Source organism: Labrys sp. E2SS-1L (genome assembly GCF_057073705.1).
Window position 1 is genome coordinate 4,366,676 of the sequence record NZ_CP172712.1, and the last position, 26,550, is coordinate 4,393,225.

General features: G+C 62.9%; 30 protein-coding genes and 1 tRNA gene. 19 read left to right on the forward strand and 12 right to left on the reverse strand.

Translation table 11 applies throughout. The features are described 5' to 3' along the window. Positions 1-131: 131 nt before the first annotated feature. Entirely contained in the window at positions 132-314 is a 183-nt protein-coding gene (locus tag ACIGJE_RS20385; RefSeq protein ID WP_311935390.1) for a hypothetical protein, read from the reverse strand. A gap of 296 nt (positions 315-610) precedes the next feature. Between ACIGJE_RS20385 and ACIGJE_RS20390 the strand changes: the two genes are divergently transcribed. Further along, entirely contained in the window at positions 611-1,666 is a 1,056-nt protein-coding gene (locus tag ACIGJE_RS20390; protein WP_415081764.1) for a LacI family DNA-binding transcriptional regulator, read from the forward strand. A 56-nt stretch (positions 1,667-1,722) separates the two neighbouring features. Here ACIGJE_RS20390 and rpsI read toward each other — a convergent pair whose 3' ends face one another. The 4 genes from rpsI to ACIGJE_RS20410 form a co-directional block, all read right to left on the reverse strand. After that, positions 1,723-2,196, reverse strand: coding sequence for a 30S ribosomal protein S9 (gene rpsI / locus ACIGJE_RS20395; protein ID WP_068289830.1), 474 nt, complete (start codon positions 2,194-2,196; stop codon positions 1,723-1,725). Positions 2,197-2,200: 4 nt separating this feature from the next. Beyond that, positions 2,201-2,662 carry a 50S ribosomal protein L13 gene (gene rplM, locus ACIGJE_RS20400; protein ID WP_311935397.1) on the reverse strand — a complete coding sequence of 154 codons (462 nt, stop codon included), beginning with the start codon at positions 2,660-2,662 and terminating at the stop codon, positions 2,201-2,203. Positions 2,663-2,870: 208 nt separating this feature from the next. Further along, positions 2,871-3,449, reverse strand: a complete 579-nt coding sequence (locus ACIGJE_RS20405; RefSeq protein ID WP_311935399.1) for a nitroreductase family protein — start codon at positions 3,447-3,449, stop codon at positions 2,871-2,873. A 291-nt stretch (positions 3,450-3,740) separates the two neighbouring features. Next, positions 3,741-4,955 (reverse strand): MFS transporter, encoded by a 1,215-nt coding sequence (locus ACIGJE_RS20410; protein WP_415081761.1) that lies wholly within the window; start codon positions 4,953-4,955, stop codon positions 3,741-3,743. Positions 4,956-5,063: 108 nt separating this feature from the next. On the opposite strand from ACIGJE_RS20410, the gene ACIGJE_RS20415 reads away from it, so the two are divergent. From ACIGJE_RS20415 to ACIGJE_RS20430, 4 genes are all read left to right on the forward strand, one after another. Further along, positions 5,064-5,462, forward strand: coding sequence for a transcriptional regulator (locus tag ACIGJE_RS20415; RefSeq protein ID WP_483678622.1), 399 nt, complete (start codon positions 5,064-5,066; stop codon positions 5,460-5,462). 31 nt (positions 5,463-5,493) lie between these two features. After that, on the forward strand, positions 5,494-6,411 hold the full coding sequence (locus ACIGJE_RS20420; RefSeq protein ID WP_311935405.1) for a hypothetical protein: 918 nt from the start codon (positions 5,494-5,496) through the stop codon (positions 6,409-6,411). Positions 6,412-6,808: 397 nt separating this feature from the next. Continuing rightward, complete coding sequence (locus ACIGJE_RS20425; protein ID WP_483678623.1) at positions 6,809-7,513, forward strand: L,D-transpeptidase; 705 nt, start codon at positions 6,809-6,811, stop codon at positions 7,511-7,513. 113 nt (positions 7,514-7,626) lie between these two features. After that, positions 7,627-8,103 (forward strand): DUF2867 domain-containing protein, encoded by a 477-nt coding sequence (locus ACIGJE_RS20430; protein ID WP_483678624.1) that lies wholly within the window; start codon positions 7,627-7,629, stop codon positions 8,101-8,103. Positions 8,104-8,119: 16 nt separating this feature from the next. On the opposite strand, the gene ACIGJE_RS20435 is transcribed toward ACIGJE_RS20430, so the two are convergent. Next, entirely contained in the window at positions 8,120-9,016 is an 897-nt protein-coding gene (locus tag ACIGJE_RS20435) for a cation diffusion facilitator family transporter (RefSeq protein ID WP_483678625.1), read from the reverse strand. A gap of 140 nt (positions 9,017-9,156) precedes the next feature. After that, on the reverse strand, positions 9,157-9,759 hold the full coding sequence (locus ACIGJE_RS20440; RefSeq protein WP_483678626.1) for a class I SAM-dependent methyltransferase: 603 nt from the start codon (positions 9,757-9,759) through the stop codon (positions 9,157-9,159). A 111-nt stretch (positions 9,760-9,870) separates the two neighbouring features. Between ACIGJE_RS20440 and ACIGJE_RS20445 the strand changes: the two genes are divergently transcribed. From ACIGJE_RS20445 to ACIGJE_RS20455, 3 genes are all read left to right on the forward strand, one after another. Continuing rightward, positions 9,871-11,175, forward strand: a complete 1,305-nt coding sequence (locus ACIGJE_RS20445) for an MFS transporter (protein WP_394308156.1) — start codon at positions 9,871-9,873, stop codon at positions 11,173-11,175. Between the two features lie 72 nt (positions 11,176-11,247). Continuing rightward, positions 11,248-11,694 (forward strand): SRPBCC family protein, encoded by a 447-nt coding sequence (locus tag ACIGJE_RS20450; protein ID WP_311935417.1) that lies wholly within the window; start codon positions 11,248-11,250, stop codon positions 11,692-11,694. Further along, entirely contained in the window at positions 11,681-12,019 is a 339-nt protein-coding gene (locus tag ACIGJE_RS20455) for an ArsR/SmtB family transcription factor (protein ID WP_311935419.1), read from the forward strand. Before ACIGJE_RS20450 ends, ACIGJE_RS20455 begins: the two co-directional genes overlap by 14 nt. A gap of 6 nt (positions 12,020-12,025) precedes the next feature. On the opposite strand, the gene hisI is transcribed toward ACIGJE_RS20455, so the two are convergent. From hisI to folE, 3 genes are all read right to left on the reverse strand, one after another. Then, the gene (gene hisI / locus ACIGJE_RS20460) at positions 12,026-12,436 is read right to left on the reverse strand and encodes a phosphoribosyl-AMP cyclohydrolase (protein ID WP_483678627.1); all 411 of its coding nucleotides are present in this window, start codon (positions 12,434-12,436) and stop codon (positions 12,026-12,028) included. A 40-nt stretch (positions 12,437-12,476) separates the two neighbouring features. Further along, a complete protein-coding gene (locus ACIGJE_RS20465; RefSeq protein WP_483678628.1) occupies positions 12,477-14,108 on the reverse strand; it encodes an NADP-dependent glyceraldehyde-3-phosphate dehydrogenase in 1,632 nt (543 codons plus the stop codon). 148 nt (positions 14,109-14,256) lie between these two features. Beyond that, positions 14,257-14,904 carry a GTP cyclohydrolase I FolE gene (folE, locus tag ACIGJE_RS20470; protein WP_311935424.1) on the reverse strand — a complete coding sequence of 216 codons (648 nt, stop codon included), beginning with the start codon at positions 14,902-14,904 and terminating at the stop codon, positions 14,257-14,259. 146 nt (positions 14,905-15,050) lie between these two features. Here folE and ACIGJE_RS20475 point away from each other — a divergent pair, with 146 nt between their 5' ends. The 5 genes from ACIGJE_RS20475 (at position 15,051) to ACIGJE_RS20495 (ending at position 19,141) form a co-directional block, all read left to right on the forward strand. Then, positions 15,051-15,488: an iron-sulfur cluster assembly scaffold protein gene (locus ACIGJE_RS20475; RefSeq protein ID WP_311935426.1), complete on the forward strand. Its 438-nt coding sequence runs from the start codon at positions 15,051-15,053 to the stop codon at positions 15,486-15,488. A gap of 360 nt (positions 15,489-15,848) precedes the next feature. Further along, a complete protein-coding gene (locus ACIGJE_RS20480) occupies positions 15,849-16,178 on the forward strand; it encodes a hypothetical protein (protein WP_311935428.1) in 330 nt (109 codons plus the stop codon). Positions 16,179-16,221: 43 nt separating this feature from the next. After that, positions 16,222-16,521 (forward strand): membrane protein insertion efficiency factor YidD, encoded by a 300-nt coding sequence (gene yidD, locus ACIGJE_RS20485; protein WP_415081749.1) that lies wholly within the window; start codon positions 16,222-16,224, stop codon positions 16,519-16,521. A 64-nt stretch (positions 16,522-16,585) separates the two neighbouring features. After that, the gene (gene thrS / locus ACIGJE_RS20490) at positions 16,586-18,538 is read left to right on the forward strand and encodes a threonine--tRNA ligase (RefSeq protein ID WP_415081747.1); all 1,953 of its coding nucleotides are present in this window, start codon (positions 16,586-16,588) and stop codon (positions 18,536-18,538) included. 72 nt (positions 18,539-18,610) lie between these two features. Beyond that, positions 18,611-19,141, forward strand: a complete 531-nt coding sequence (locus ACIGJE_RS20495) for a metallophosphoesterase (protein ID WP_367623166.1) — start codon at positions 18,611-18,613, stop codon at positions 19,139-19,141. Between the two features lie 43 nt (positions 19,142-19,184). Here the strand turns inward: ACIGJE_RS20495 and ACIGJE_RS20500 are convergent, their stop codons facing one another. Next, a complete protein-coding gene (locus ACIGJE_RS20500) occupies positions 19,185-19,769 on the reverse strand; it encodes a TetR/AcrR family transcriptional regulator (protein WP_311935439.1) in 585 nt (194 codons plus the stop codon). Between the two features lie 896 nt (positions 19,770-20,665). Between ACIGJE_RS20500 and ACIGJE_RS20505 the strand changes: the two genes are divergently transcribed. Further along, entirely contained in the window at positions 20,666-21,103 is a 438-nt protein-coding gene (locus tag ACIGJE_RS20505) for a VOC family protein (protein WP_311935441.1), read from the forward strand. Positions 21,104-21,295: 192 nt separating this feature from the next. On the opposite strand, the gene ACIGJE_RS20510 is transcribed toward ACIGJE_RS20505, so the two are convergent. Continuing rightward, positions 21,296-21,371 (reverse strand) — tRNA-Thr (locus ACIGJE_RS20510). Between the two features lie 147 nt (positions 21,372-21,518). Here ACIGJE_RS20510 and ACIGJE_RS20515 point away from each other — a divergent pair. From ACIGJE_RS20515 to ACIGJE_RS20535, 5 genes are all read left to right on the forward strand, one after another. Next, entirely contained in the window at positions 21,519-22,883 is a 1,365-nt protein-coding gene (locus tag ACIGJE_RS20515) for an L-serine ammonia-lyase (RefSeq protein WP_415081627.1), read from the forward strand. A gap of 142 nt (positions 22,884-23,025) precedes the next feature. Beyond that, positions 23,026-23,565, forward strand: coding sequence for an AAA family ATPase (locus ACIGJE_RS20520; protein ID WP_367623168.1), 540 nt, complete (start codon positions 23,026-23,028; stop codon positions 23,563-23,565). A gap of 245 nt (positions 23,566-23,810) precedes the next feature. Beyond that, entirely contained in the window at positions 23,811-24,884 is a 1,074-nt protein-coding gene (plsX, locus tag ACIGJE_RS20525; protein ID WP_311935449.1) for a phosphate acyltransferase PlsX, read from the forward strand. Then, on the forward strand, positions 24,884-25,861 hold the full coding sequence (locus ACIGJE_RS20530) for a beta-ketoacyl-ACP synthase III (RefSeq protein WP_415081624.1): 978 nt from the start codon (positions 24,884-24,886) through the stop codon (positions 25,859-25,861). Before plsX ends, ACIGJE_RS20530 begins: the two co-directional genes overlap by 1 nt. Positions 25,862-26,116: 255 nt before the next feature. Next, on the forward strand, positions 26,117-26,434 hold the full coding sequence (locus tag ACIGJE_RS20535) for an integration host factor subunit alpha (protein WP_105862006.1): 318 nt from the start codon (positions 26,117-26,119) through the stop codon (positions 26,432-26,434). The last annotated feature ends 116 nt before the right edge of the window (positions 26,435-26,550 follow it).

Genomic DNA, 26,550 nt, shown 5'->3' on the forward strand with positions numbered 1-26,550 from the left:
AGGCTTCCACGCATCGTCTCCCGCTCTCTCCGGATATCGCGACGTTCCGGTCCACCAATACCGGCCGCAGAGCCATGGCCCTGTCCAGCCTGAGCGAGATCCTCACATGGTGTCGAAGGAGCTCAGCGCCTTCAACGATCCTTGCGTCCGCCTCGTCCGGAAGGCCTGGGCGCGCGCCACTGGCTGATCGCAGTTGCCAGGGTGCTGTACCAGGCTCGGTTCGGCTGGGCTGCCGGCGTGGCTTCCGGCGAGACCGGCTGTTCCCAGCGACGCCGATAGGCGGTCTTGAAGAAATAGCTCGAGGGAATCATCACGGGTGCTCCGCATTTGAATTTATTGAATCGATTCAATATTCTATGCAAAAATAGCCCGCAAGCCGCGGGCAGAGAACTCTTTTACAAGATATTGAATCGATTCAAACTTTAACGGCGAATCCGCCATGGGTCAAGTAAAATTGAATCGATCCAACGACATGCTACAGTCGGACGCATTACTTCGCCGTCCCATCGAAGGGAGCGGTCGGACGGCGGGGCAGCCGGTAGCCCGATATCGCACGGTCCGGCAGCACGCCGGTTCGCCGAACATCGCGCAAACGCAATGGGAGAAGCCCTTGGACAAGGTCATACGGCTCGCGGATGTGGCCAAGGCGGCGGGCGTGTCGCAGGGCACCGCCTCCAACGTCTTCAACCGCCCGCGCCTGGTGCGACCGGAAGTCCGCGAGCGTGTGGAGGCGATCGCTGCTTCGCTCGGCTATCGTGGGCCAGATCCGAAGGGGCGCCTGCTGCGCGCCGGCAAGGTCAACGCACTCGGCATCGTCACGGCCGAACCCCTGTCCTATTTCTTCGAGGATCCTTTCGCCCGCCTGATGATGGCGGCGATTTCCAAGGCCTGCGACGAGCGTGGGGCCGGCATCGCCCTGGTCTCGGCCATGAATGACCAGAAGCTCGCCTGGAATGTACAGAGTGCCCTGGTGGACGGCTTCATCCTGTTCTGCATCGACGAGGGCCCGCGGCTGGTCGAGCTGACGCGCGAGCGCCAGCTGCCTTTCGTCGCCTTGCATCTGGGTACGCGCGACGAAAGCATCGCCGCCATCGGCGTCGACAATTTTGCCGGTGCCAAGGCAGCAGCCAGCCACCTGGCGGGCCTCGGTCACCAGCGCTTCGCCATCCTGTCCATGCCTTTCGCCGACGACCGAACCGGCCCGGCGACCATGCGGGAGGTCGAGACTGCCGTCTATTCGAGTTCGCGCGACCGTGTGCTCGGTTATTTCGCCGCTCTTGCCGAGCAGGGCATCGATACCGCCGGCGTGCCGATCTTCGAAACGCAGAACGAGGAAGCCGATGTCGAAAAGGCGATGGCATGGCTGTTCGCGGCCCCTGCCCCGCCGACCGCGCTGCTGGCCATGTCGGACCGCATCGCCTTCGCCGCCCTTGAATGGCTGCAGCAAAGGGGCCTGTCGGTGCCGGCGGACGTTTCGGTCATCGGCTTTGACGGCGTGCCGGAAAGCGCCTTCTCCGAACCGCCGCTGACCACCATCGCCCAGCCGATCGCAGCCATAGGCCAGCTCGCCGTCGAGATGATCCTCGATACGCCCGACGAAACCGGCCGGCAGCAATTTTCGACGGAACTCGTGGTCCGAGGCTCGACGGCTCCGCCCAAGCCGTGAACGGGGCAACAAAAAACCCCGCCGAAGCGGGGTTTTCGTAAGTCTTGTCCTGAAGCTTAGCGCTTCGAGAACTGGAAGGAGCGGCGAGCCTTGGCGCGGCCGTACTTCTTGCGCTCGACCACGCGGCTGTCGCGGGTGAGGAAGCCTTCCTTCTTCAGAGCCGAACGCAGTTCGGGCTCGTAATAGGTCAGGGCCTTGGAGACGCCGTGGCGCACGGCACCGGCCTGGCCCGACAGACCACCACCGGCAACGGTGATGTTGATGTCGTACTGGTCGGTGCGGTTGGCGACGGTCAGCGGCTGCTGGATCAGCAGGCGCAGCACCGGGCGGGCGAAGTAGACGGCCAGTTCACGGCCGTTGACCGTGACCTTGCCGGCGCCGGGCTTGATCCAGACGCGGGCAATGGCGTTCTTGCGCTTGCCGGTGGCATAGGCGCGGCCATGGGCGTCGAGCTTCTGGACATGCTTGGGCGCTTCGGCGGCGGCAGCAGCCTCGCCGAGAGCCTGCAGCGAATTGAGCGTATCGGCCATCGGATCAGCCCTTCACATTCTTGGCGTTCATGGCGCCGACATCGAGCACCTGGGGCTGCTGAGCCTCGTGCGGATGCTCGGTACCCTTGTAGACGCGCAGGTTGAGCATCTGCTTGCGGCCGAGCGGGCCGCGCGGGATCATGCGTTCCACGGCCTTTTCGACGATGCGCTCGGGGAACTTGCCTTCCAGGATGAACCTGGCGCTGCGCTCCTTGATGCCGCCCGGATGGCCGGTGTGATGATAATAGACCTTCTGATTGTACTTGCGGCCGGTGAACACCACCTGGTCCGCATTGATGACAATCACGTTGTCGCCGCAATCGAGATGGGGCGTGTAGGTCGGCTTGTGCTTGCCACGCAGGCGCATGGCAATCACGGAAGCCAGACGACCGACGACCAGACCCTTGGCGTCGATGATGACCCACTTCTTCTCGATATCGGCGGTCTTGAGCGTAAAGGTGGACATGGTGTCGCCTATGGTTGCGCTGTCGATCCGACGGTTGAAAACGACAAGGCGGCATAGTGGCTTGCAAATGCAAACCACGTCTCCAAAACGGAAACTGGGGCCGCCGAGTTGGGGAGCTTCTACACGAGAGCCTGATGGACGTCAACGCGATATTTCAAGCAAGCTTCTGAATTTTCCCTTCAAAAACAGCTACTTACTTATGCGGTAATTAATTACCTGCATTTTGACCATAGTAAGTGACGAGATCTTCGAGCTTGGGACGCGGCCGGTCGGGCACGGCTTCCCTGGGCGTGCCGATATGCACGAAGCCGGCGAGCTTTTCATGCGAGCCGATGCCGAGCTTGGCGAGCACCCTTTCGTCATAGGCCATCCAGCCCGTGAGCCAGCTCGCACCAAAGCCCAGCGCATGGGCGGCGATCACCAGATTCTCGCAGACCGCGCCCGCCGACAGCTCCTGCTCCCAGAGCGGGATCTTCACATGGTTGGCGGCGGTGGAGACCACGCCGATCACCAGTGGCGCCAGGGTAAAACGCGTCGATTCCTTCTTGCGGACCGCTTCGTCCGCATCGGGACAGGCCGCCATGAAGGCGTCATAGACGACCTGCCCTGCCTTCTCGCGTGCAGCGCCCTGATAGATCACGAAACGCCAGGGATGAAGCTTGCCATGGTCCGGCACGCGCGTGGCGATGGCCAGTAGCGTTTCGAGCTGGGCGGCGTCCGGTCCCGGCGCCGACAACATGGCAGGGGGCACAGACCGGCGGGTCTTCAGAAGCTCGATGGCATCCATGGCGTACATTCCCAATGCATTGCGATCCAGCGCCTGCGCCGAAAATCGCAAAGCCGCGTCCAGGCGCGGCGTTGGAGCGAGGCGGCGTTTTGATCGAACGCGCCTTGCCCGAGGAGACGAACGCTCACATAAGCCCTGCGACAGGCCTTGGGTAGGACTTCCGGCGCGATCGGCCCGAGTCCTCCCCATCTTTACGACCGGGCGATCGCGGGATGCCGTCACGCAATCGCGCCTATCTCTCTGATAAGAAGGAGATTGTCGTCCACTCCCGTTCATCGGGATGCGGCCGGGTCATTCCGCCGCATCCTGGCGGGCGATGGCACCGACCTCCGCTCCCGCCGGCGTCTCCCGGGCCGGGCGGTAGGGTGTCGCCAGCAGGAAAGCGAGTGCCAGCACCTCGGTGCCCGCTCCCACCCAGCCGATGGCCTGAACCGAATAGCGTTCGACCACCACGGCACCGACGGCCGCCCCGGCCGCGGTGCCGAGATAGATCGCCGAGGCGTTCAGGGCGAGCACGACCGAGGCTAGGCGCTGGTCGATGGCGAGCAGGCGTACCTGCTGCACCGCCGGAAAAGCCCAGCCGAAAAGCCCCCATAGGACCAGCACCAGGCCTGCGCCGATCCAGCCGGCCAGCCCCGGCAAGAAGGCCGGGATCAGTGGCAGGATGCCGAAACTCACGACCAGCACCGTGAGGACGAGGGTGAGGAAGCGCCGGTGGTTCCAGCGGTCGGCCGCATGGCCGCCCAGCGTGTTGCCGGCGGCCCCCGCCAGGCCTGCCAGGATCAGGAAGCCGGCAACCGCCTCAGGAGAAGCGCCCAGAACGGTCTCGAGATAGGCCCCGATGAAGGTGTAGACGCCGAAAGCACCGGCCAGGACCACGACCGTCAGTCCGATGACTTCGAGCACGTCGGAACGGCGCGCCACGGCCAGGCGATCGGCGAGGCTCGGCGCCGGCGGCCCCGAAACGGCCGGCAGCTTCAGGACGATGCCGGCCAGTACCAGCAGGCTCATGGCGGCGACCATGCCGAACGTCGCCCGCCAGCCCAGATGTGCGGCGATGGCGGTCCCCAAGGGCACGCCGATCACCAGCGCCACGGTCATGCCGGTATAGATGAAGGACAGGGCCCGCCCGCGCTTGGCGGGCTCGACCGACATCGCCCCATAGGCAAAGGCAGCCGGCATGAAGGTCCCGGCCGACAATGCCAGGACGATACGGCTTGCTGCCAAGGTGAGAAAGCCGGTGGCGAAGGCTGCCGCCAGATTGGCGAGACTGAACACCACCATGGCCGTGATCAGCAGGGTGCGGCGTTCCCAACGCGCCGTCGCCACCGCGATGAGGGGCGAGCCGACCGCGTAGGCGAGCGCAAAAATGGTGACGAGGTGACCGGCATGGCCGACCGGAATGCCGAGATCCTCGGCGATGCGCGGCAGGATGCCGGCAATCATCAAGCCTTCACTGCCGATGGCAAAGGCACCCAGTGCGAGCCAGGTCAGGGTCCGATACATGGTGAGTCCATAAGTTCAATAATTATTGAACTTATGGACTCACCCTCGCTCCTGTCAATGAGTTCAATGACTCTTGAACAAATGAGCTTCAGTCGATATCTCCCTGTCATGGCCAAGACGATCTTTCATCCGGAGACCGACCAGATCGAACTGACGACGGTCCTCGAAGCGCTCAGCGACCCCATTCGCCGTGACATCATCCTCGGCCTCTTCGAGGATGGTGAGCAGAATTGCTCCGCCTTCAACGGCCTGAGTTCCAAGACCAATTTGACCTATCACTATGTTCGCCTGCGCGAGGCCGGCCTGACGCGTACGCGTCAAATGGGCACGCATCGCCTGATCACGCTACGCGCCGACGACATCGAATCACGCTTCCCCGGCCTGCTCGCCGCAATCCTGGCGGCCGCCCGGGCGGAGCGCCTCCAGCGCCAGGCCCAGGGCTTGCCCGATGCCCTATCCTCGCCCAAGGTAGCCGGTGGCGAACACCATGGTGAAGATGGGGCTTGAAATCGCCGCCTTTCCGTGAATCGTGGCGGCCATGATTGCCAAGACTTCGATCTTCAAGATTCCGGTCCTCCTGCTGGCGGGCACCCTGATGGCCGTGCCCGCGGCCGCACAGACGCCGCCGAGTCCTGCCGCCGTCCCCGCGGCAGCGCCGCAGGCACCTGCCCAGGCAGCGCCCCCGGCTGCGGTCGAGGAACCGGCCGTCACACGCAAGGTCGAACTCTCCGCCAGTTTTGCCGAAAAAGGCGCGCCGATCACATCAGGTCTGAAATGGCGGGTATTCCGCCTCGGCAAGGGCGAGGCCGATGCGGTGAAGATGGCCGAATCCGACGAACCAGCCCCCGAATTCTCACTGGCACCCGGGCGCTACGTCGTGCATGCCGCCTATGGACTCGCCGCTGCAACCAAGGAATTCGAGGTCGACAAGGCAGCCGTGCGGCAGGGCCTGGTGATCAAGGCCGGTGGCCTGCAGGTCGAAGCCTCGGTGCTCGACAAGCCGATCCCGCCCGAGCAATTAACCGCACGCGTCATGGTGATCCAGTCCACCGGCGAGCGCCGCCTCATCGCCGAGGGCGTTCCGGCCACCAGTATCCTGCGCCTGCCCGAGGGCCGCTATTTCGTCGAATGCACCTATGGCGATTCCAACGCCACCGTCTCCGCCGAAATCTCGATCGGCGCCGGCAAACTGACGGAAGCCACCTTCCACCAGATGGCGGCGACGCTGACGCTGAAGCTGGTGAGCCAGGCCGGGGGCGAGGCGATCGCCAACACGGCCTGGTCGGTCCTGACGCCGGGCGGCGACGTCATCCGCGAATCCATCGGCGCCTTTCCCTCCCTGATCCTGGCCGAGGGCAACTATACCGTGGTGGCCCGCCACGAAGGCCGGGTCTATACGCGCGAGTTCGATGTCAAGGCCGGCCATGATGGCGATGTCGAGGTGATCGCCCGCTGAGGGTGCGGCGCGAAATAATCGCATCGAATGGCTCGACCTTTGTCGTTGCCGGGCTTGTCCCGGCAATCCAACCCCTTCCGGATGAGGAAGAGAGCGGGGCCACTGGATGCTCGGGTCAAGCACCCTGGGCCTGACAAGGGCCGCGTCTTCGGCTGTTTCACGCCGCCCCCAAGCACGGACAGTGGCCGAAGAGGCGAAATACCAGCTGCCAGGCGCAATTCTGTTGCCATTCGATCACAGTTGCGTGCGCTTTTGCCGATCACGTCCTTGTGTCTCGCTTCAATGCGCAATCCTGCCGCAATGCGCATCTATCGCCCAATTCATTGGAGCAACCGCTCCTCAGATTTGCTGGCTGATAGCCGCCATTGGAACACGGTACTGGATATTCGGGGTTGAGATGATACTGACGCGACGCATACTTCTTCTGGGCGCACCGCTTTTTCTTGCCAGTTGCGCAACGAGAGGTGGCCAGAGAGATGCCAATTTGCAGCAAGCGGCCTTTACACCTGATCCCTACTATGTCTCCCTCTACGGAGGCATCGAGGATGATCGCTTTCCCGTTCAGGCCGTGAACCTTGCCAAGGTGCCGCCGAAATATTGGCGCCGCGAAGTTCCCTACGAGACCGCGGAGCAGCCCGGCACCATTGTCGTCGATCCCAATCAGCGCTTCCTCTATCTCGTCCAGGAGAACGGGAGGGCGATCCGCTACGGCGTCGGCGTCGGCAAGACCGAGGCGTTCAATTTCCAGGGCGAAGCCACCATCTCCCGTAAGGCCGAATGGCCGCGCTGGACCCCCACGCCCGACATGATCCGGCGCGATCCGGAACTGAACGAACCCTATCGCAACGGCATGCCCGGCGGGGTCGACAACCCGCTCGGCGCCCGCGCGCTCTATCTCTACCGCGACGGCCGCGACACGCTCTATCGCCTGCATGGCACCACCAATCCGGCCACCATCGGCACCAAGGTGTCGTCGGGCTGCGTCCGCCTGATGAACCAGGACATCATCGATCTCTATAACCGCGTGCCGACGGGCACCAAGGTCATCGTGCTGCCTTCGGCACCGGCGCCGGAAGAAGCTCCCCTGCCTGACATGGTCTGAGCATTGCGGGCGCGTGCGACATCGCAGCACGCGCCCCTCGTCCTCGGCGGCTCTATACTCCGCGTCATCGCTCCGTTCTGCCGAGATCCTGGAGCGCGTGGAGCATCGTTTCCATGAACACCATCGCCGTCACGCCCGACGCGGGTCTCACCAGCCTTCTTCCCGGCGCACAGTTCGCCGACGCCTATGCGCTGGACATGGCTCCGCCAAAACTCGACGCAAGACGGGCCGCCGAGCGCATCATGGCCCGCTCACCGCGCTGGATCGCTGCGCTTCTGGCTCTCAGGAACCTCGTCGTCGCTCCCCTTGGCCTGCATACCCGCCCGCCGTCCTCAGCGGCGGGCCTGGGCGTCCTCGGCATCTTTCCCGTCCTCAGCCAGACACCGGACCGGCTGGTCGCCGGCTTCGACGACAGGCATCTCGACTTTCGGGTGATCGTCGACGTATCGCCACGCCTCGAGCGCCAGCGCGTCACGCTCACCACGCTCGTCCTGACCCACAACCGCCTCGGGCGCGCCTATCTCGCCGCCGTGCTGCCTTTCCACCGGGTGATCGTGCGCGCCATGCTGCGGCAGGCGCGCGAGACCTGATCGCGGAGCACTTGTCTCAGGAGGCCAGCAGGACGGGCACGCCCTTGTGCTTGGCCTTCTCCTCCGGCTCGACATGAATGGTCACCCGCGCACCCTCGATCGCCTGGCGGAGCGCCAGTTCGATGCGGTCGCAGATGGCATGCGATTCGGTCACCGACATCGTGCCCTGCACCACCAGATGGAAATCGATGAAGATGACGCTGCCGACCTGGCGGGTCCTGACATCGTGGGCCTCCTGGGCGCCCTCGCTGTGGGTGGCGATGATCTTGGCGATCTGGTCGAGGATTTCCGGCGGCGCGGAGGCATCCATCAGGCTGGAGACGGAGTCGCGGATCATCACCCAGCCCGACCACAGAATGTTGACGGCGACGATCGCCGCCAGAATCGGGTCGAGGATCAGCCAGCCCGTCACGGCCACGAGGGCGACGCCGATCAGGACACCGCCGGACGACCAGACGTCGGTCATCACGTGCCGGCCATCGGCGACCAGGGCCGGCGAGCGCCAGGTCCGGCCCCAGCGCAGCAGAGTCACCGCCCAACCAAGATTGATCGCAGTCGCCACGGCATTCACTGCCAGGCCCAATGCAGGTGCATCCAGTGGCCTGGGTGCGAGAATGCCGTCATAGGCCTTGATCAGGATGAGGATCGCCGCCAGCACGATCATCACGCCCTCGATCACGGCGGAAAAATATTCGGCCTTGTGATGCCCATAGGGATGGCCGCCATCGGCAGGCTTGGAGGCCACTCGCAGCGCGATGAAGGCGGCGCCCGCCGCGACCACGTTGATGATGCTCTCCAGCGCATCCGAATAGAGCGCGAGCGAGCCCGTCAGCCAATAGGCGCCGAACTTCAGCGCAAGAACGACGAGGCCGACGCCGGCACTGGCAAGGGCGGCTTTCTGGGCGCGATTCATGATGGTTCCTGGTTCATGCGCAGCGCCTCCGCAAAGGTCTGTGCCGATGCGAGGTCCCTACTCCCGGAAGCTGCCGTAAGGCCAGAGCAAGTAGTATAGCCTCGGCTATCGGTGCCCTATGATCGGCGCGCCGCGCTATGTCAGTGTCCGGCCTTGCGGGCCACGATGAAGAGCCAGTCGGTCGGCTTGTTGTCATAGCCGCCGCCCTTGGCGGCCTCGATCGCGACGCTCTCCCAGGGGCCGGGCCGATAGGCCTGCTCGAGCCAGCCCGCCGAAGGATAATTGTAATAGCGGCCGAACTGGTCCCTGCCCTCCGCCTCGCCGGCCTTGAAGCTGGCGTGGAAAACGCCGCCGGGCTTCAGCGCCCGATGGATCCTGCCGATGACCGCGGGCAGATCGGTGCGCGGCACGTGGAGCAGGCAGGCATTGGCCCAGACACCGTCATAGATCCCGACAGCGTCGATCGCCTCGAACAGCAGGACATCGACCGGCCGGCCGAGCCGCTGAGCGGCGGCATGCGCAATTTCCGGCGTACCATCAGTCGGCGTGACGTCGAAGCCACTGGACAGCATGTATTCGCTATCCTGTCCTGCACCACAGCCAAGTTCCAGGATGGCTCCGCCCGGAGCGATATGAGACAGAAACTGATCGAGGCGCCGTTTCTGTGCCACTTGTCCCCGCATGGTGTAGGCAGTCGCCTGTTCAGCATAGAAAGCGATCGTCACATCATCTTTGGCAGACATTTGCGTTTCCTGTTTCACTTCCGGGCGCCCGGCGCGATAACGCCAATGCTTCGGCCCTTCTGCCGAATCAGGTCTCTCGCGATATTTCACAATTAATAGACGGAAAATAACATGGCAGGAAACGCTGAAGCCAACTCGGCTGCAGGCTCCGGTGGTGCCCAGACAGTGCCGGGCGGAATAGGTCGCATCGTTCTGGCGAGCCTGGTCGGCACCACGATCGAGTTCTACGATTTCTACATCTATGGAACGGCCGCTGCCCTGGTGATCGGGCAGACCTTCTTCCCGTCGACCGCGCCCGGTTCACAGGCCCTCAACGCCTTCCTCACCTTCGGCATCGCCTTTCTTGCCCGGCCGATCGGCTCGATCCTCTTCGGCCATTTCGGTGACCGCATCGGGCGCAAATCGACGCTCGTGGCCTCCATGCTGGTGATGGGCCTGTCGACCACGCTGATCGGCGCACTGCCGACCTATGAACAGGCCGGCTTCCTGGCACCCCTGCTGCTGTGCATCCTGCGTTTCGGCCAAGGCATCGGCCTTGGCGGCGAATGGGGCGGTGCCGCCCTGCTCGCAACCGAGAATGCCCCGCAGGGACGGCGTTCCTGGTTCGGCATGTTCCCCCAGCTCGGACCGCCGATCGGCTTCTTCATGGCCAATGGCCTGTTCCTGGTCCTCCTGATGTTCCTCAACGAGGCAAGCTTCCTCTCCTGGGGCTGGCGCATCCCCTTCCTGATCAGCGCCGCTTTGGTGGCGATCGGCCTCTATCTGCGCGTCTCCATCAGCGAAACGCCGGAATTTCGCGAGGCCATGGCCCGCAACGAGCGCGTCGAGGTGCCCTTGCTCGAGGTGCTCCGGGACCATTGGGTACCCCTGATCCAGGGCTCCCTCGCCATCGTGGTGTGCTACGCCCTGTTCTACATCTCCACCGTCTTTGCCCTGGGCTATGGCGTCAATGCGCTGCATATTTCCCGCAGCGATTTCCTTGGCCTGCTCTGCATTGCCGTCATCTTCATGGCGATCGCCACCCCGATCTCCGCCGCCTTATCCGACCGTTTCGGGGCTCGCCCCGTCTTGCTGATCTCCAGCGCGCTGGCGGCGGCCTCGGGCTTCTGCCTGCCCATCCTGCTTGGCAGCGGCAACAGCTTCGAGGTCCTCGTCTTCCTGTCGCTGTCGCTCGCGCTGATGGGACTGACCTTCGCGCCGCTCGGAGCCCTACTGCCAGACCTGTTCCCCACCAAGGTGCGCTACACCGGCGCCTCCAGTGCCTATAATCTCGGCGGCATCCTGGGCGCCTCGCTCGCGCCCTATCTGGCCCAGATCCTGCTGCAGCAGGGCGGCCTGCCCTGGGTGGGCTATTATGTCAGCGCAGCGGCGATCATCAGCTTTTTCGCCGTGCTGAGCATGAAACGGACCGGTTGACATATTAAGCAACCAAAAGGTTGCATAAATCATTACGATCTGACATAGATGCGCAACCAGGAGGTTGCAATTATGTCAGATCGTATCGAAAAGACCATCGAGCTGAACGCGCCCATCGAGCGGGTGTGGCGTGCCCTGACCGATCACGAGGAATTCGGCACCTGGTTCCGGGTCAAGCTGGATGGGCCTTTCGTGCCCGGCCAGATCTCGCGCGGCCGCATCACCTATCCCGGCTATGAGCATGTCGTATGGGAAGCCAAGGTCGTCAGCATGGACAAGCCTCGCCTGTTCTCCTTCACCTGGCATCCCTACGCCGTCGATCCGGACGTCGACTATTCCAAGGAAACCCCAACCCTGGTGGAATTCCATTTGCGCCCGACGGCGACGGGAACTCAATTGATCGGTATCGAGTCGGGCTTCGGTGCCATTCCCGCCCACCGCCGGGCCGAAGCGTTCCGGATGAATGATGGCGGCTGGGAAGAGCAGATGAAGAACATCAAAGCCTATGTCGAGACTTGATATCGCTCCACCGACCCAGGATCACGCGGCGACTTTCGCGGCATTGGGAGATCCGACCCGGCTCTCCTTGCTCGGCCGGCTCAGCAGCGGACAGGCGCAATCGATCGCCAAACTGTCGACCGATACGCGCCTGACGCGCCAGGCCATCACCAAGCATCTCCACGTCCTGGAAGGAGCGGGTCTGGTCTCGAGCCTTCGTGTCGGGCGCGAGACGCAGTTTGCCTACCGCCCCGAGCCGATCGAGGCCGCGCGCTCCTACCTCGACGAGGTATCCGCACAATGGGATGCCGCCTTCGCCCGGCTCAAGGCTTTCGTGGAGAAATGAGGGCGGTCACTCCGCCATCACCAGCCGTGCCGGCCCGCCATCCTCGCCCTTGACCACACGGTAGAAGCAGGAATGGCGGCCGGTGTGGCAACAGCCGCCATCGCCGCCGACCTCGACGCGCATGATCAGGGCATCCTGATCGCAATCGGTGCGCAATTCCACCACGCGCTGCAATTGGCCTGACGTTTCGCCTTTACGCCAGAGCGCCTGGCGCGATCGCGACCAGTACCAGGCCTCGCCGGTCTCCAGCGTGCGGGCCAGGGATTGGGCATTCATATGCGCGACCATCAGCACCTCTCCATGCTCGGCACCGAGCGTCACCACCGTGATCAGGCCATCGCGGTCGAATTTCGGCGTGAAGACAAGGCCTTCTTCCAGGGAGGCCTTGTCGCCGGGCGCAGGGAACGAGGTCGTCATGCTGATACTCATGGGACGGGTGGCGGGAAACGCGTAGGGCTCAGAAGATGAAGTCCGTATGGATGAACTTCGACTTGTGGCTGCGCGTGATTTCGTCGAGCAGTTTCTTGCTGGGCTCGGTCTGCTTGGCGGCGATCATCGAACGGATCGAGAAGGACCGCAGCGCATCGGTGACAGAGAGCGTACCCTCCGCCGAATCCTTGCGGCCGGTGAAGGGGAAGATGTCCGGCCCGCGCTGGCACTGGCAGTTGATGTTGACCCGGCAGACCTGGTTCACCAGCGGATCCACCAGCGTGCCGATGTCATCCGCGCTGGTCGAAAAGATGCTGACCTGCTGGCCGTGCTCGGAAGTGATGACGTAGTCCAGCGCCGTCTCGATGTCGTCGAAGGGCATCACCGGCACGATCGGCCCGAACTGCTCCTCGCGATAGAGCTTCATGCCCTCCGCCACCGGATAAACCACGGCCGGCCGGAACAATGTCTCGACCTCGTCCCCGCCGCCTTCGTTGACCACCCTGGCCCCCTTGGCTACGGCATCCTCGACGCAGGCCATCATGTATTCGGCCTTGGCCCTGTCGGGCAGCGGCGTGATGCTGACGCCCTTGTCCCAGGGCATGCCGATCCTGAGCTTGGCAAGCTCCTCGGTGAAGCGCTGCAGGAAACGATCGACGATGGAGCGGTGCACGATCAGCATCTTCAGCGCGGTGCAGCGCTGGCCGTTGAAGGACAGCGCCCCGGCAAGGCATTCCTTCACCGCCAGTTCCAGATCGGCATCGGCGAGCACGATGGCGGCATTCTTGGCATCGAGGCCGAGAATGGCGCGCAGGCGGTTGGTCTTGGGATGCAACTTCTTGAGATGGTCGGCGACCTTGCTGGAACCGATCAGGGTGAGTGCATTCACCTTGCCGGATTCCAGCAGATGCGGCACGATTTCCGCGCCCTTGCCATAGACGAAATTGACCACACCCGCCGGGAAGGCGCTGCGGAATGCTTCCAGAAGGGGCTCGAACAGCAGGACACCGAAGCGCGGCGGCTTGAATACCAGGGTGTTGCCCATGATCAGGGCCGGGATCAGCGTGGCGAAGGTCTCGTTCAGGGGATAGTTGTAGGGGCCCATACACAGCACGACGCCGAGGGGCGTGCGGCGGATCTGCCCGATGGTGCCCTCGACGATCTGGAAGCGTGAATTCTCATTGTCGAGATTGCGCACGGCATCGACGGTGGCGCGCATATAGTCGACGGTGCGATCGAACTCCTTCTCGGCATCCGGCAATGACTTGGCGATCTCCCACATGATCAGCCGCACGATCTCGCTGCGACGCGCCACCATCTGGCGGATGAAATCGAGCATGCAGATGATGCGATCGGCGACCCGCATCGTCGGCCAGGCGCCGCGGCCATTGTCATAGGCGCCGACCGCCGCCGCGAGCGCGGCATCGGCCTCCGGGATGCCGCCGACGGGCACCGAGCCGAGGGTGACCGGCAGTAAGCGCCCTTCCCCATCGCGCAGGTGAATGGGTGAGATCACGCTCTGCTTCTCGCCGGTCCATGCTAGCAACTCGCCGTTCACCAGAACGCAATCCTGATGGATCTCGCCCGGAAGGCGAAACTCGACAGGAATGTCCTCGGCCTTCGGGAACAGCGTTTTGAGCTCAGTCGATTGCAGCATCATCGGTACTCCTTCGAGACATGGCTGCCCCAACCCGTGCACGATCCATGCCACACGCGCGCCAGCGTGCAGCACGACTCATAAAGGGAATAAGACGCTCGAACGCCGAACGACAGCGCTCGTGACGAGCAGTGCCGCCGTCGGGTGTCGCTCAGCGTGCTTTGTAGGCGCGCTGTACCAGGGACAGGAAGTGCATCTGCTGCTGCGGCTCCGACTTGAAGATGCCGGTAAAGCCGGTCGTCACCGTGGAAACGCCCTGTTTCTGGATGCCGCGCATGGCCATGCACATATGCTCGGCCTCCAGCATCACGGCCAGTCCCCGAGGCTTGAGGCGCTCCTCGATGGCCTGGGTGACGTTGGCGGTGAGATGCTCCTGCGTCTGCAGGCGCCGGGCATAAATCTCCACCACGCGTGCCAGCTTGGAGAGGCCGACCACGCCGCCGCTCGGATAATAGGCAATATGGGCATGGCCCAGGATCGGCACGATGTGGTGTTCGCAATGCGAGTAGAAGGGAATGTCGCGCACCAGCACCATGTCGTCATAGCCGCCGACTTCCTCGAAGATGGTGTCGAGTTCTTCGCCGGCATCGTGCTCATAGCCCTTGAACATCTCGCGCCAGGCCTTGACCACCCGTTTGGGCGTGTCGATCAGGCCTTCGCGATCGGGATCGTCGCCGGCCCATTGGATCAGCGTCCGCACGGCGGCTTCGGCCTCCTTGCGCGTCGGGCGAGGCATAGGGGTGCGGGCGACGTCGTCGCGTTCCAACTTGGCCGCAGGCTTATCCACCAGTGCATCCATCAAAAGCTACTCCCACCGCCAAGGCAGATCATCAAAAATCGGCCTTGCGGGTTTAGATCATACCGGCCTGGAGAACACCCCTCCCCAACCGACCCATTCATGCCTATATAGTTGAGAGCGAAGCGCATTCAATCAAGCGTCCACCCATGCTCGACGACGTCTATAATAAACGTATCCTCGAATTGGCAGCCAATATTCCGCGTATCGGCCATCTGCCGCGCGCAGATGCCGCAGCCACGGCCCATTCCAAACTGTGCGGCTCCACCGTTTCGGTCGAGCTGGCGGTTGAAGACGGCAAGGTCTCCGATTTCGCCCATATCGTGAAGGCCTGTGCTCTCGGACAGGCCTCCTCCTCCATCATGGCCCGCAATATCATCGGCGCGAGCGCCGACGAATTGCGGCAGGCGCGCGAGGCGATGCGCCGCATGCTCAAGGAGAACGGCCCGCCCCCCGAAGGCCGTTTTGCCGAAGCTGCTGTGCTGGAACCGGTGCGCGACTTCAAGGCCCGTCACGCCTCCACGCTGCTCACTTTCGATGCGGTGGTCTCCGCTTTCGACAGCATCGAAGCGAAGGCGGCGGAGTAAGGCTCGAAAAGGAGTGTCGATCTCCAGATCGACATTCTCGGAAACGGAGCCGTTGGATGATGTCGACCTGAAGGTCGACACTCCGATTTGGGCATTTTCCGGAGCAGCCAGGAAGCCCACGACCTCAGGATTCGCCCTGCCCCTTGCGAATTATGACGGAAAAGCCCCATTCTGCTCTTGAACTTGCCGGTTTTTCCGGAAATGAGCATCGTGTTCGGAACGTTTTACGATTTGGTGGAATCACCAAGAATCGCAAAGACGCCTTAGCCAATCCTTTGGATTGGCTTGAGAACAAGGAGTTAGAGTAAATAGTCGTTCACGCTTGAACGCGCTTTGCTCTAGGTAAAGACGGGGGCGCCCATGTTGAAACTGATCCTGCGGCGAAACGTCAAGTCGGGGTTGATCGGCGGCAAGAAGTTCGAGGTTCATAGTCGCATAGAGACGGACAAGGATCTCGTCGCCTTGTTCAAGGGCTATCCCGACGAACTGGTGCTCGCCTATAAATCCATCTGGGCGGACCGTAGTCTTTCCCTCAAGCGCAGCGAATTCCTGCGCGGAACCAAGTTCACCGTCACCTCCCTCAACGAACTCATCGAGCTGGAGGAAAGGCTGCAATCGGCCTTCGACCAGGTCCGGCGCATGATCGAGATCGTCGAGACCTTCCAGACCGACATCGCCCTCGAGCTTTGATTTCGATTCCGGCCGGAAGCTCTCACCCCTGTCGCATCTCGTCATGACCTGGCCCCGCACTGCCGCACATCTCGTCATCCGTACCTACCAGGTCACGTTGTCGGCCCTGATCGGGCGACAATGCCGCTATTTTCCGAGCTGCTCGGAATTTGCCGACGAGGCGATCGAGCGCCATGGCGTGTGGGCGGGCGGATGGATGGGCTTGTTTCGGATCTGCCGCTGCCATCCCTGGGGCGGATCGGGCCTCGATCCCGTGCCGGAACGATTGCCCGCCGACGCGAGCTGGTATAGACCGTGGCGCTATGGCCGCCGACGGCCTTTTACCTGCGATGAGGGGCAGTAGCCTCTCCTATATCACCTGAAATCGCTTACCTGCTTGGTTGGCAGGAGTGAGCCTGGAGAAAACTATGCCTGTTTTGACTTTTCCCGATGGCAATCAGCGTTCCTACGATGCCGGCGTGACCGGCAAGGCCGTTGCCGAGGGCATCTCCAAATCCCTCGCCAAGAAATCCATCGCCATGAAGCTCGACGGGGTGCTGACCGACCTCGCGGAGGAGATCGGTCGCGATGCCCGCATCGAGATCGTCACCCGCGAGAGCCCGGAAGCCCTGGAGCTGATCCGGCACGATGCAGCCCATGTCATGGCCGAGGCCGTGCAGTCGCTCTGGCCCGACACTCAGGTCACCATCGGCCCGGTGATCGAGAACGGCTTCTATTACGACTTCTATCGCGCCGAACCTTTCTCTTCGGAAGACTTTCCGAAGATCGAAGCGAAGATGCGTGAGATCATCGCCCGCAACGCTCCCTTCACCCGCGAGATATGGAGCCGTGACAAGGCCAGGCAGGTCTTCGCCGACAAGGGCGAGAAGTTCAAGGTCGAGCTGGTCGAGGCGATCCCCGTCGACCAGGATCTGAAGATCTACTACCAGGACAACTGGTTCGATCTCTGCCGTGGCCCGCATATGGTCTCGACCGGCCAGATCGGCACCGCCTTCAAGCTGATGAAGGTGGCCGGCGCCTATTGGCGCGGCGACAGCAACAATCCGATGCTGACCCGCATCTATGCCACCGCCTGGCGCAACCAGGAGGAGCTCGACCTCTATCTCAAGCAGATCGAGGAAGCCGAGAAGCGCGACCATCGCCGCCTCGGACGCGAGATGGACCTGTTCCATTTCCAGGAGGAAGGCCCGGGCGTGGTGTTCTGGCACGGCAAGGGCTGGACGATATTCCAGGAGCTGATCGCCTATATGCGCCGGCGCCTGAAGGCCGACTACAAGGAGGTCAACGCGCCTCAGCTGCTCGACAAGCATCTGTGGGAGATCTCCGGCCATTGGGGCTGGTATCGCGAGAACATGTTCATGGCCAAGTCCGCCGGCGACGAGACCGAGGACGAACGCGTCTTCGCCATCAAGCCGATGAACTGCCCGGGCCATCTGCTGATCTTCAAGCACGGCCTGAAGTCCTATCGCGACTTGCCGATGCGCCTGGCCGAGTTCGGCGCCGTGCATCGCTATGAGCCCTCGGGCGCCCTGCACGGCCTGATGCGCGTGCGCGGCTTTACCCAGGACGATGCCCATATCTTCTGCACCGACGAGCAGATGGCGGCCGAGTGCCTGAAGATCAACGATCTCATCCTGTCGACCTATGCCGATTTCGGCTTCGACGAGATCGTGGTCAAGCTCTCCACCCGGCCGGAGAAGCGCGTCGGATCCGACGAGCTCTGGGATCGCGCCGAAGAGGTGATGATGCGGGTGCTCGAGCAGATCGAGGAGCAGTCGGGCGGGCGCATCAAGACCGGCATCAACCCTGGCGAAGGCGCCTTCTACGGCCCGAAATTCGAATACACCCTGAAGGACGCCATCGGCCGTGACTGGCAGTGCGGTACCACGCAGGTCGACTTCAACCTGCCGGAGCGCTTCGGCGCCTTCTTCGTGGATTCGGACGGCGAGAAGAAGACACCGGTGATGATCCACCGCGCCATCTGCGGCTCGATGGAACGCTTCCTCGGCATCCTGATCGAGAACCATGCCGGGCATTTCCCGCTCTGGCTGGCGCCCGAGCAGGTCATGGTGTGCACGATCACCTCGGACGCCGACGATTATGCCCAGGAGGTCGTCGCGGCCCTCAGGGCGGCGGGGCTACGCGCGGAGATCGATCTGCGCAACGAGAAGATCAACTACAAGGTGCGCGAGCATTCCCTCGCCAAGACCCCGGTGATCTTCGCCCTCGGCAAGAAGGAAGGTGCGGAACGCACCGTCTCGATCCGCCGCCTTGGCTCGCAGGCCCAGTCGGTGCTGCCGCTCGACAAGGCAATCGCCGAACTGGTCAAGGAAGCGACCCCGCCGGATCTGCGGCGCTAGACCGGAGGGAGACCTCCTCTCCCATGCAATGGGCGTCGGCCTGCCGGCCGGCGCCTCGGAACAGGCCATGCCGTGAGCAAGCTCTTCTTCACCGCCGACACCCATTTCGGCCATGAATCGATCATCCGCCTGTGCAAGCGCCCCTTCGACAGCGTCGAGGCGATGGATGAGGCCTTGATCGCGCGCTGGAACGGCAAGGTTGCCCCGAACGACGTGGTCTATCACATCGGCGATTTCAGCTTTCGCGCGGGCAAGCCGGCCGAGACCTATCTGGAACGCCTCAACGGCCAGATCCATCTCATCCTCGGCAATCATGACGACCAGGCCAAGCTCGAGTCGACCGGGCGCCTGCGTTCGATCACCGAGATCAAGGAATTGCGCTGGAAAGGCCAGACGATCGTGATGTGCCATTACCCGATGCGCGAATGGCCGGGGGCCTGGCGTGGCGCCTGGCATCTGTTCGGGCATGTGCATGGCCGCCTCGACGGCGAGCCCTTCGGCTACAGCCTCGATGTCGGCGTGGACAGCCACAGCTACGCCCCTCTCGCGGCAGAGGAAGTCGCCACGCTGATGGACGGGCGTCAGCAGATCTTCGGGACCTGACGTCTATAGGACGGCGGTGGAAGGGCTGCGCAGTCGATCCGGATTACTCGGCGGCAACCTTGGCCGCAGGCTCGTTTCGCACGGCCAGCCCCGCCAGCACCATGTCGAAGATCTTGTCGACATAGGCCGCATCGGGCGGCGTCACGGTGGTATGAAAACGCTGGAAGATCGGCGACATGATCAGATCGAGCACGGTATCCGGATCGACATCGTCGCGGATCTGCTTCTTGTGCATGGCCGAGATCACGAAGGCCCGGGCGATTTCCTGGCGGCGCTTCATGACGATCTCGCTGAAGCGCTCCCGGAACGGACGCTCGAACTGCGCCTCCGCCAGCAGGGCCCTGGAGGCGCCTTCCATCATCGGATCGTTGAGATATTCAGCCAGGCGGCGCACATAGTTGCGGAAATTCACCATGGGCTCGCCGCCGGCGACCATGGGCGGCAGCACCTCGGTGCAACGGGCAAGATAGGCGTCGAGCAGGAGATCGGCCTTGCTGTCATACCAGCGATAGATGGTCTGCTTGCCCACCCCGGCGAGAGCCGCGATGCGTTCGACCGAGATATCGCGATAGGGAGCGCGTTCGAGCAATTCGGCCGCTGCATGCAAAATCGCCTTATGCGTTTCCATGCAGCGCGGTCTTCCGACGGGTCGTGCCGCCTGCTGCGCAATGGCCACCGACAACTCCTATAAATGTCAAGAATATAATCTAGACGTAATGTCTCATATATAAACGCATTTCTGCTTGTTTTCAATCAACCTGACCTTGCATGGCTGCTTCGCCTCCCGTGTCGACGGCTGGAAATTAGCAAAACGGCAGCCTGGAACGGCCAAGGCCCGGGATTGTCCGTTCGTGATCGGCTCGGAAGGCACAGTCCCCCACCTCACGAAAATTTCAAGACGCCCCGTTTCATATCTCTTGCATTTAGAGACGAGGCGTCTTATAAACATCGACATGGATGGTACGGCAATCGTTTCATTGGATTGCGGACTTTCCACGGTAAGTGTTCAAGCGTATCGTCAGTTTGGTAACGATTGTTAGCACGTAAGAGTAGATGAAGGCGCGTTTGCGCCGTTCGATATTGCATAGTTTGATTTCTATTCGGGCGCCGCACCTCCCCAACAGGTGCGGCGCTTTGTTTTTGTCATCCCTTCCTCTCGACAACCACACAGGACGATACTTATCGCTTGCCGGGCGGTAACAATGTACTCGTGCTTTCCCGACCGAAATCCGGCGGGGTCTGCAGACTCGATCCGATCCGTTTTCCCGGATGGAAATCTGTCGGCGCCTGTCTCGATTGAAAACGGGCCGGGCTATATTTAGCCATCTAAGGCTCCCGGCGCGAATGAGGCTGCTCGCTAGCGGCGCAGTGACGGGCACGTCATCGCCCCCGGGCGCCCGATGCGATCGGTCGCGACTGAAATGCTCCATCAGGTTCGAGATACCAGGCTGCGCCGAGCACCGCCCCCTCGCCCACGCAGTTTTAAGCGTTTACGGCCTGGACGACCCCTTGTAGATTGGACACATGGCACTCAAGCGCATGGACAATGTCGGGATCGTCGTCGATGACCTCGCAGGGGCGATCGATTTCTTTCGCGAGCTCGGCCTCGAGTTCGAAGGGCAGGCCACGATCGAAGGCGAATGGGCCGGACGGGTCACCGGGCTCGGCGATCAGCGCGTCGAGATTGCCATGATGCGCACGCCGGACGGCCACAGCCGGCTCGAACTATCCCGCTTCCTCACGCCGCCTGTCGTCGCCGATCACCGCAACGCCCCGGTGAACGCTCTAGGTTATCTGCGCGCCATGTTCACCGTTGATGACATCGACGACACGCTTGAAAGGCTCCGTCGACGCGGCGCGCAACTCGTAGGCGACGTCGTCCGATATAAGGACGTGTATCGACTCTGCTACATCCGCGGGCCTGGCGGGCTGCTCATCGGCCTTGCCCAGGAACTCGGCTGACGACACCGACAAGAGTGCCCTTCGCCCCATCCACCTTTGAGCCTTGCCACGACTTGCCGGGCGACGGATCGCAAGTCACCGCCACCGAAGAGCTCATTCCGAAGGTGGCGTCGGATCACCCTGCGCCAGAACGAAATTCCTCCGCCAGCCGCACAACGGCAGAGTCCGAACAATTGAAACTGAGGGGGAGGATGGTGCCGGTTGCGGGACTTGAACTCGCGACCTACCGCTTACAAGGCGGTTGCTCTACCAGCTGAGCTAAACCGGCGTCGGTTTTGGGGTAGCAATTCGGGCCTCTTCGCGCAAGTTTCCTGTGCAACGAAAGTTGGTGTAACATTTGTTACGCTCCACTCGATGGTGGTGCGTTTCGATTGTGAGGGTCCAGCTGCAACAGTTTGGTGGGAACTCAACGCCGATGATCAGTGTCTTCGACATCTTCAAGATCGGCATCGGCCCCTCGTCTTCGCACACTGTCGGCCCCATGCGTGCCGCCAATCGCTTCGTGCAGTCGCTCCGCAAGCAGGGCCATTTCATCCACACCCACCGGATTGAAACCGTGCTTTACGGCTCGCTGGCCTGGACCGGTCACGGGCATGCCAGCGATATCGCCGTGATCCTGGGCCTCGCCGGCGAGGAACCGGAAACCGTCGATCCAGAGACCGTCGCCGCGATCGTCGAAGACGCCACCAGCAAGGGCATGCTCGCCCTCGGCGGCCGCCGGGCCATGAGCTTCGAGCACAACCGCGACATCGTCTTCGATCGCAAGACGCAACCCAAGGGCCATCCCAACACCCTGTCCTTCACGGCCTGGAACGAGGGCGGCACTGCCCTCGCCACGGAATTCTACTATTCCATCGGCGGCGGCTTCGTGCTGGCCGAGGGGGAAAGCGCAGCGACGCTGGCGACGGTGGACGTTCCCTACCCTTTCGGCAGCAGCGCCGACCTGTTGCGCCTTGGTGTCGAGCACAATCTGAGCATCGGCGGCATCGTGCTCGCCAATGAAATGGCGAGCCAGCCCGAAGCCACCATCCGCGAGCGGCTCGCCGGCATCCGGTCCGTCATGAATGCCGCCATCGACCGCGGCATGAGCCAGGAGGGCGAATTGCCGGGCGGACTGCGGGTAAAGCGCCGCGCCAAGGCGTTGCACGATCGCCTGCTCACCGATATCGGCCGCAATGTCCGCGCGCCGCACGAGGTGATGGACTGGGTTTCCCTCTTCGCGATCGCCGTGAACGAAGAAAATGCTGCCGGCGGGCGGGTGGTGACGGCGCCCACCAACGGCGCTGCCGGCATCGTACCGGCGGTACTGCGCTACTATCGGGATTTCTGCGACTATTCGGAGGCCGGCGCCGACGAGTTCCTGCTCACGGCCGCCGCAATCGGCATGTTGTTCAAGATGAACGCCTCGATCTCGGGCGCCGAGGTCGGCTGCCAGGGCGAGGTCGGGGTCGCGGCCTCGATGGCGGCGGGCGGGCTTGCCGCCGCGCTCGGCGGCAATATCGCCCAGGTCGAGAACGCGGCCGAGATCGGCATGGAGCATCATCTCGGTATGACCTGCGATCCGATCGGCGGCCTGGTGCAGATTCCCTGCATCGAACGCAATGCCTTCGGGGCCAACAAGGCGATCGCCGCCGCCTCCCTCGCCTTGCGTGGCGACGGCACCCACAAGGTCAGCCTCGACCAGGTGATCACCACCATGCGCGTCACCGGCGCGGACATGCAGTCCAAATACAAGGAAACCTCGCAGGGGGGCCTCGCCGTCAATGCGGTGGAGTGCTGACGCCTATCGACTCGCTTCCTGGGGTCGGCTCCGAACCAGGCGCAATCGATGCCCCGTGACGGCGATGACAAAGACTTGCGCCGCTTCGATGCAAGCTCAATAAGGCTGCGACCTTCCTTGTCCGCCAATTATGTTTGAGCCAATGACCGACCTTGCAGGCCAGATCCTCATTCTCACCGGCCCTCCGGGTTCGGGAAAGACCACGACGGCACAAGCCCTTGCGTCCGAACCAGGCGCGCCGGCCGTGCATCTGCACGCCGACGATTTCTGGCATTTCATCAAGAATGGCGCGATCGCGCCCTATCTGGCTGAAGCCCATCATCAGAATATGGTGGTAATCGACGTTCTGGTCAGTGCAGTGCAAGCCTATGCTCGTGGTGGCTATTTCGTGATCCTGGACGGCATTGTCGGTCCCTGGTTCCTGGCGCCGTTCAGGGCGCTCGCCTTGCCGGTCCACTATGTGGTGCTGCGCCCGCTCCTGGCAGCTGCGATCGAGCGCTGCCGCCTGCGCGGCGGCGACACCCTGAGCGACCCCGAGCCGATCACCGCGCTGCACCGGCAATTCTCCGATCTGGGTGCGCTCGAGCGCCATGTCATCGCGACGGAAGGGCAGGATCGTGCCGCCATGCTGGCGGCCGTCCGCGAGGCCGTTGCCGGCGGGAGGTTCCGGCTGGCGTCCTGAGGCGCCTGAGAAAGTGTCCTGCGGGGCGAAGTGAGGCAAGCGTGCATTTTCTTGCAATCGCGCCCTTCCTCACCATGATTTTGACGTGAGAATCGGTCAATCGACGGCTTCTACATCCTGGCCGTGCCTAAATTCCGGCCGTCAACCTTCGCTACACTCTTGTGGTGCATGGTCTTTTGCTGCAAAACGCAGCGCCTCCCCCGCCGTGCACAGCGGCCAGACGCAACAGGGCAACCGAACACTTCATGGCTTCCGACAATCGGGCTTCGAAAATTCGTATCGCTCTCGACGCGATGGGGGGCGATCACGGCCCCACGGTCGTGATTCCGGCCGCCGAGCTGGCGCTGACCCGCCATCCCGACCTGAGCTTCTCCTTCTATGGCGATGAAGCCGCCATCGCCCCGCTGCTGGCCGCCCGCCCGCGCCTTCAGGCCGTTTCCAGCGTCCATCACACCGATGTCGCCATCCGCATGGACGACAAGCCTAGCCACGCCCTGCGCTATGGCCGCAAGAAATCCTCGATGTGGCTGGCGATCGATGCCATCAACAAGGATGAAGCCGATGCGACCGTCTCGGCCGGCAACACCGGCGCGCTGATGGCGATGGCACGCTTCTGCCTGCGCACGCTCGCCGAGATCGACCGTCCCGCCATCGCCGCGCTGTGGCCGACCCTGCGGGGCGAATCGATCGTGCTCGACGTCGGGGCCTCCATCGGCGCCGATTCCAACGCCCTGATCGACATGGCGGTGATGGGCGCGGCCATGGCCCGTATCGTGCTGGGCGTGGAGCGCCCCACCGTCGGCCTGCTCAATGTCGGTGTCGAGGAGGTCAAGGGTCTCGAAATGGTGCGCGAGGCCGGCCGCATCCTGCGTGAGACCAGCCTGCCTGACCTGACCTATCATGGTTTCGTCGAGGGCGACGACCTCGGCAAGGGCACCGTCGACGTGGTGGTGACCGAAGGTTTTGCCGGCAATATCGCGCTCAAGACCGCCGAAGGCACGGCCAAGCAGATCGCCTCCTATCTGCGTTCGGCGATGTCGCGTACCCTGATGGCGCGCATCGGCTATCTCTTCGCCCGCGGTGCCTTCCAGGCCCTGCGCGAAAAGCTCGATCCCAACCGTGTCAATGGCGGCGTCTTCCTCGGCCTCAACGGCATCGTGATCAAGAGCCATGGCGGCGCCAATGCCGAAGGCTACGCTGCCGCCATCGATCTGGCCTATGATATGGTGAAACAAGAACTCATGACGAAAATCACCGAAAGCCTGAGCTTCGACCACCGCGCCGTGATGGCCGCCGCCAGCAATCCGGACGCTGCATAATGGCGACAATCCGTTCTGTTATCCGGGGCATCGGCTCCTATCTGCCCGAGAAACGCGTCACCAATGACGAGTTGTCCAAGCTCGTCGACACCTCCGACGAGTGGATCGTGCAGCGCACCGGCATCCGCGCCCGCCACCAGGCCGCAGAGGGTGAATTCACCTCGCATCTCGCCACCAAGGCGGCCGAGCGCGCTTTGGCCGATGCCGGCCTGAAGGGCTCCGATATCGACCTGATCGTGCTGGCGACCTCGACGCCCGACAACACCTTCCCAGCTACGGCCACCACCGTGCAGGCCAATATCGGCATGACAGGCGGCGCTGCCTTCGACGTGCAGGCCGTGTGCACCGGCTTCGTCTACGGGCTTTCCATCGCCGACAATTTCCTGCGCTCGGGCTCGGCCAAGCATGCGCTCGTCATCGGCGCCGAGACCTATTCGCGTATTCTGGACTGGTCGGATCGTACCACCTGCGTGCTGTTCGGCGATGGTGCCGGCGCCGTGGTGGTGGAAGCCACCATGAATGACGGTTCGATCCACGATCAGGGCGTGCTGGCCACCAAGCTGCGCTCGGACGGGCGGCACAAATCGAAGCTCTTCGTCGATGGCGGCGCCTCCACCACGGGCACGGTCGGCAAACTGCGCATGGACGGCAAGGAAGTCTTCAAGCTTGCCGTCGGCATGGTGCCGCAGATCATCATCGACACCATGGACGATCTCGGCCTGCCCTATGACGCGGTGGATTGGTTCGTGCCGCACCAGGCCAATGCCCGCATCATCCACGCTACGGCCGAAAAGCTTGGCCTGCCGCCGGAGAAGGTGGTGCTCACCGTTGCCGAGCATGCCAACACCTCCTCGGCCTCGATTCCCCTGGCGCTCGACACGGCAGTCAAGGACGGGCGCATCAAGCGAGGGGACCTTGTCCTGCTGGAGGCCATGGGCGGCGGCTTCACCTGGGGCGCGGCCCTGATCCGCTGGTAGTCTGACGAATTTGACGGTTACCGAACCGAGGTCGAAGCGAACACCGGTTTCGATTGGTGGTTGACCTTGACCGATTTCGTCAATAGCTTCGCGTTTTCAGTGACATAGAGTCGGGACTTCAGTGCCGGCCCTGCTGGGATGATTTGCGGGGCGGATTCGTGGCGGGACAGGCTTCCCGCCGTTCCGGGCTGCATCGAACGGATAACAGACAGGTGGCCTCTTCACGGAGCCTGTCCAACGTGGGGCATGAAAGCGATGGCGGGAAATACCGTCACAAGAGCAGATCTTTGCGAAGCGGTTTACCAGAAAGTAGGCCTGTCGCGGACCGAGTCGTCGGAACTGGTCGAGATGGTCCTGCATGAAATCTCGAGCTGCCTCGAACGGGGCGAGACGGTGAAGCTGTCGTCCTTCGGCTCCTTCGTCGTGCGCTCCAAGGGCGAGCGTATCGGCCGCAACCCCAAGACCGGCAAGGAAGTGCCGATCTCCCCGCGCCGTGTCATGGTCTTCAAGCCTTCCAACATTCTCAAGGCCCAGATCAATGGCGAGAATGTCGATGGCGTCACCGACGACTAGTCGGGCATTGGCCTCGGCCAGCCAAATCAATAATGGACTAATCAGTCCTGTTTTCTGCGAGATGGGAAATTCCGGTCTGCCGGCGCTGGCCGCCCGCATGGCGAGGCATCCCTGAA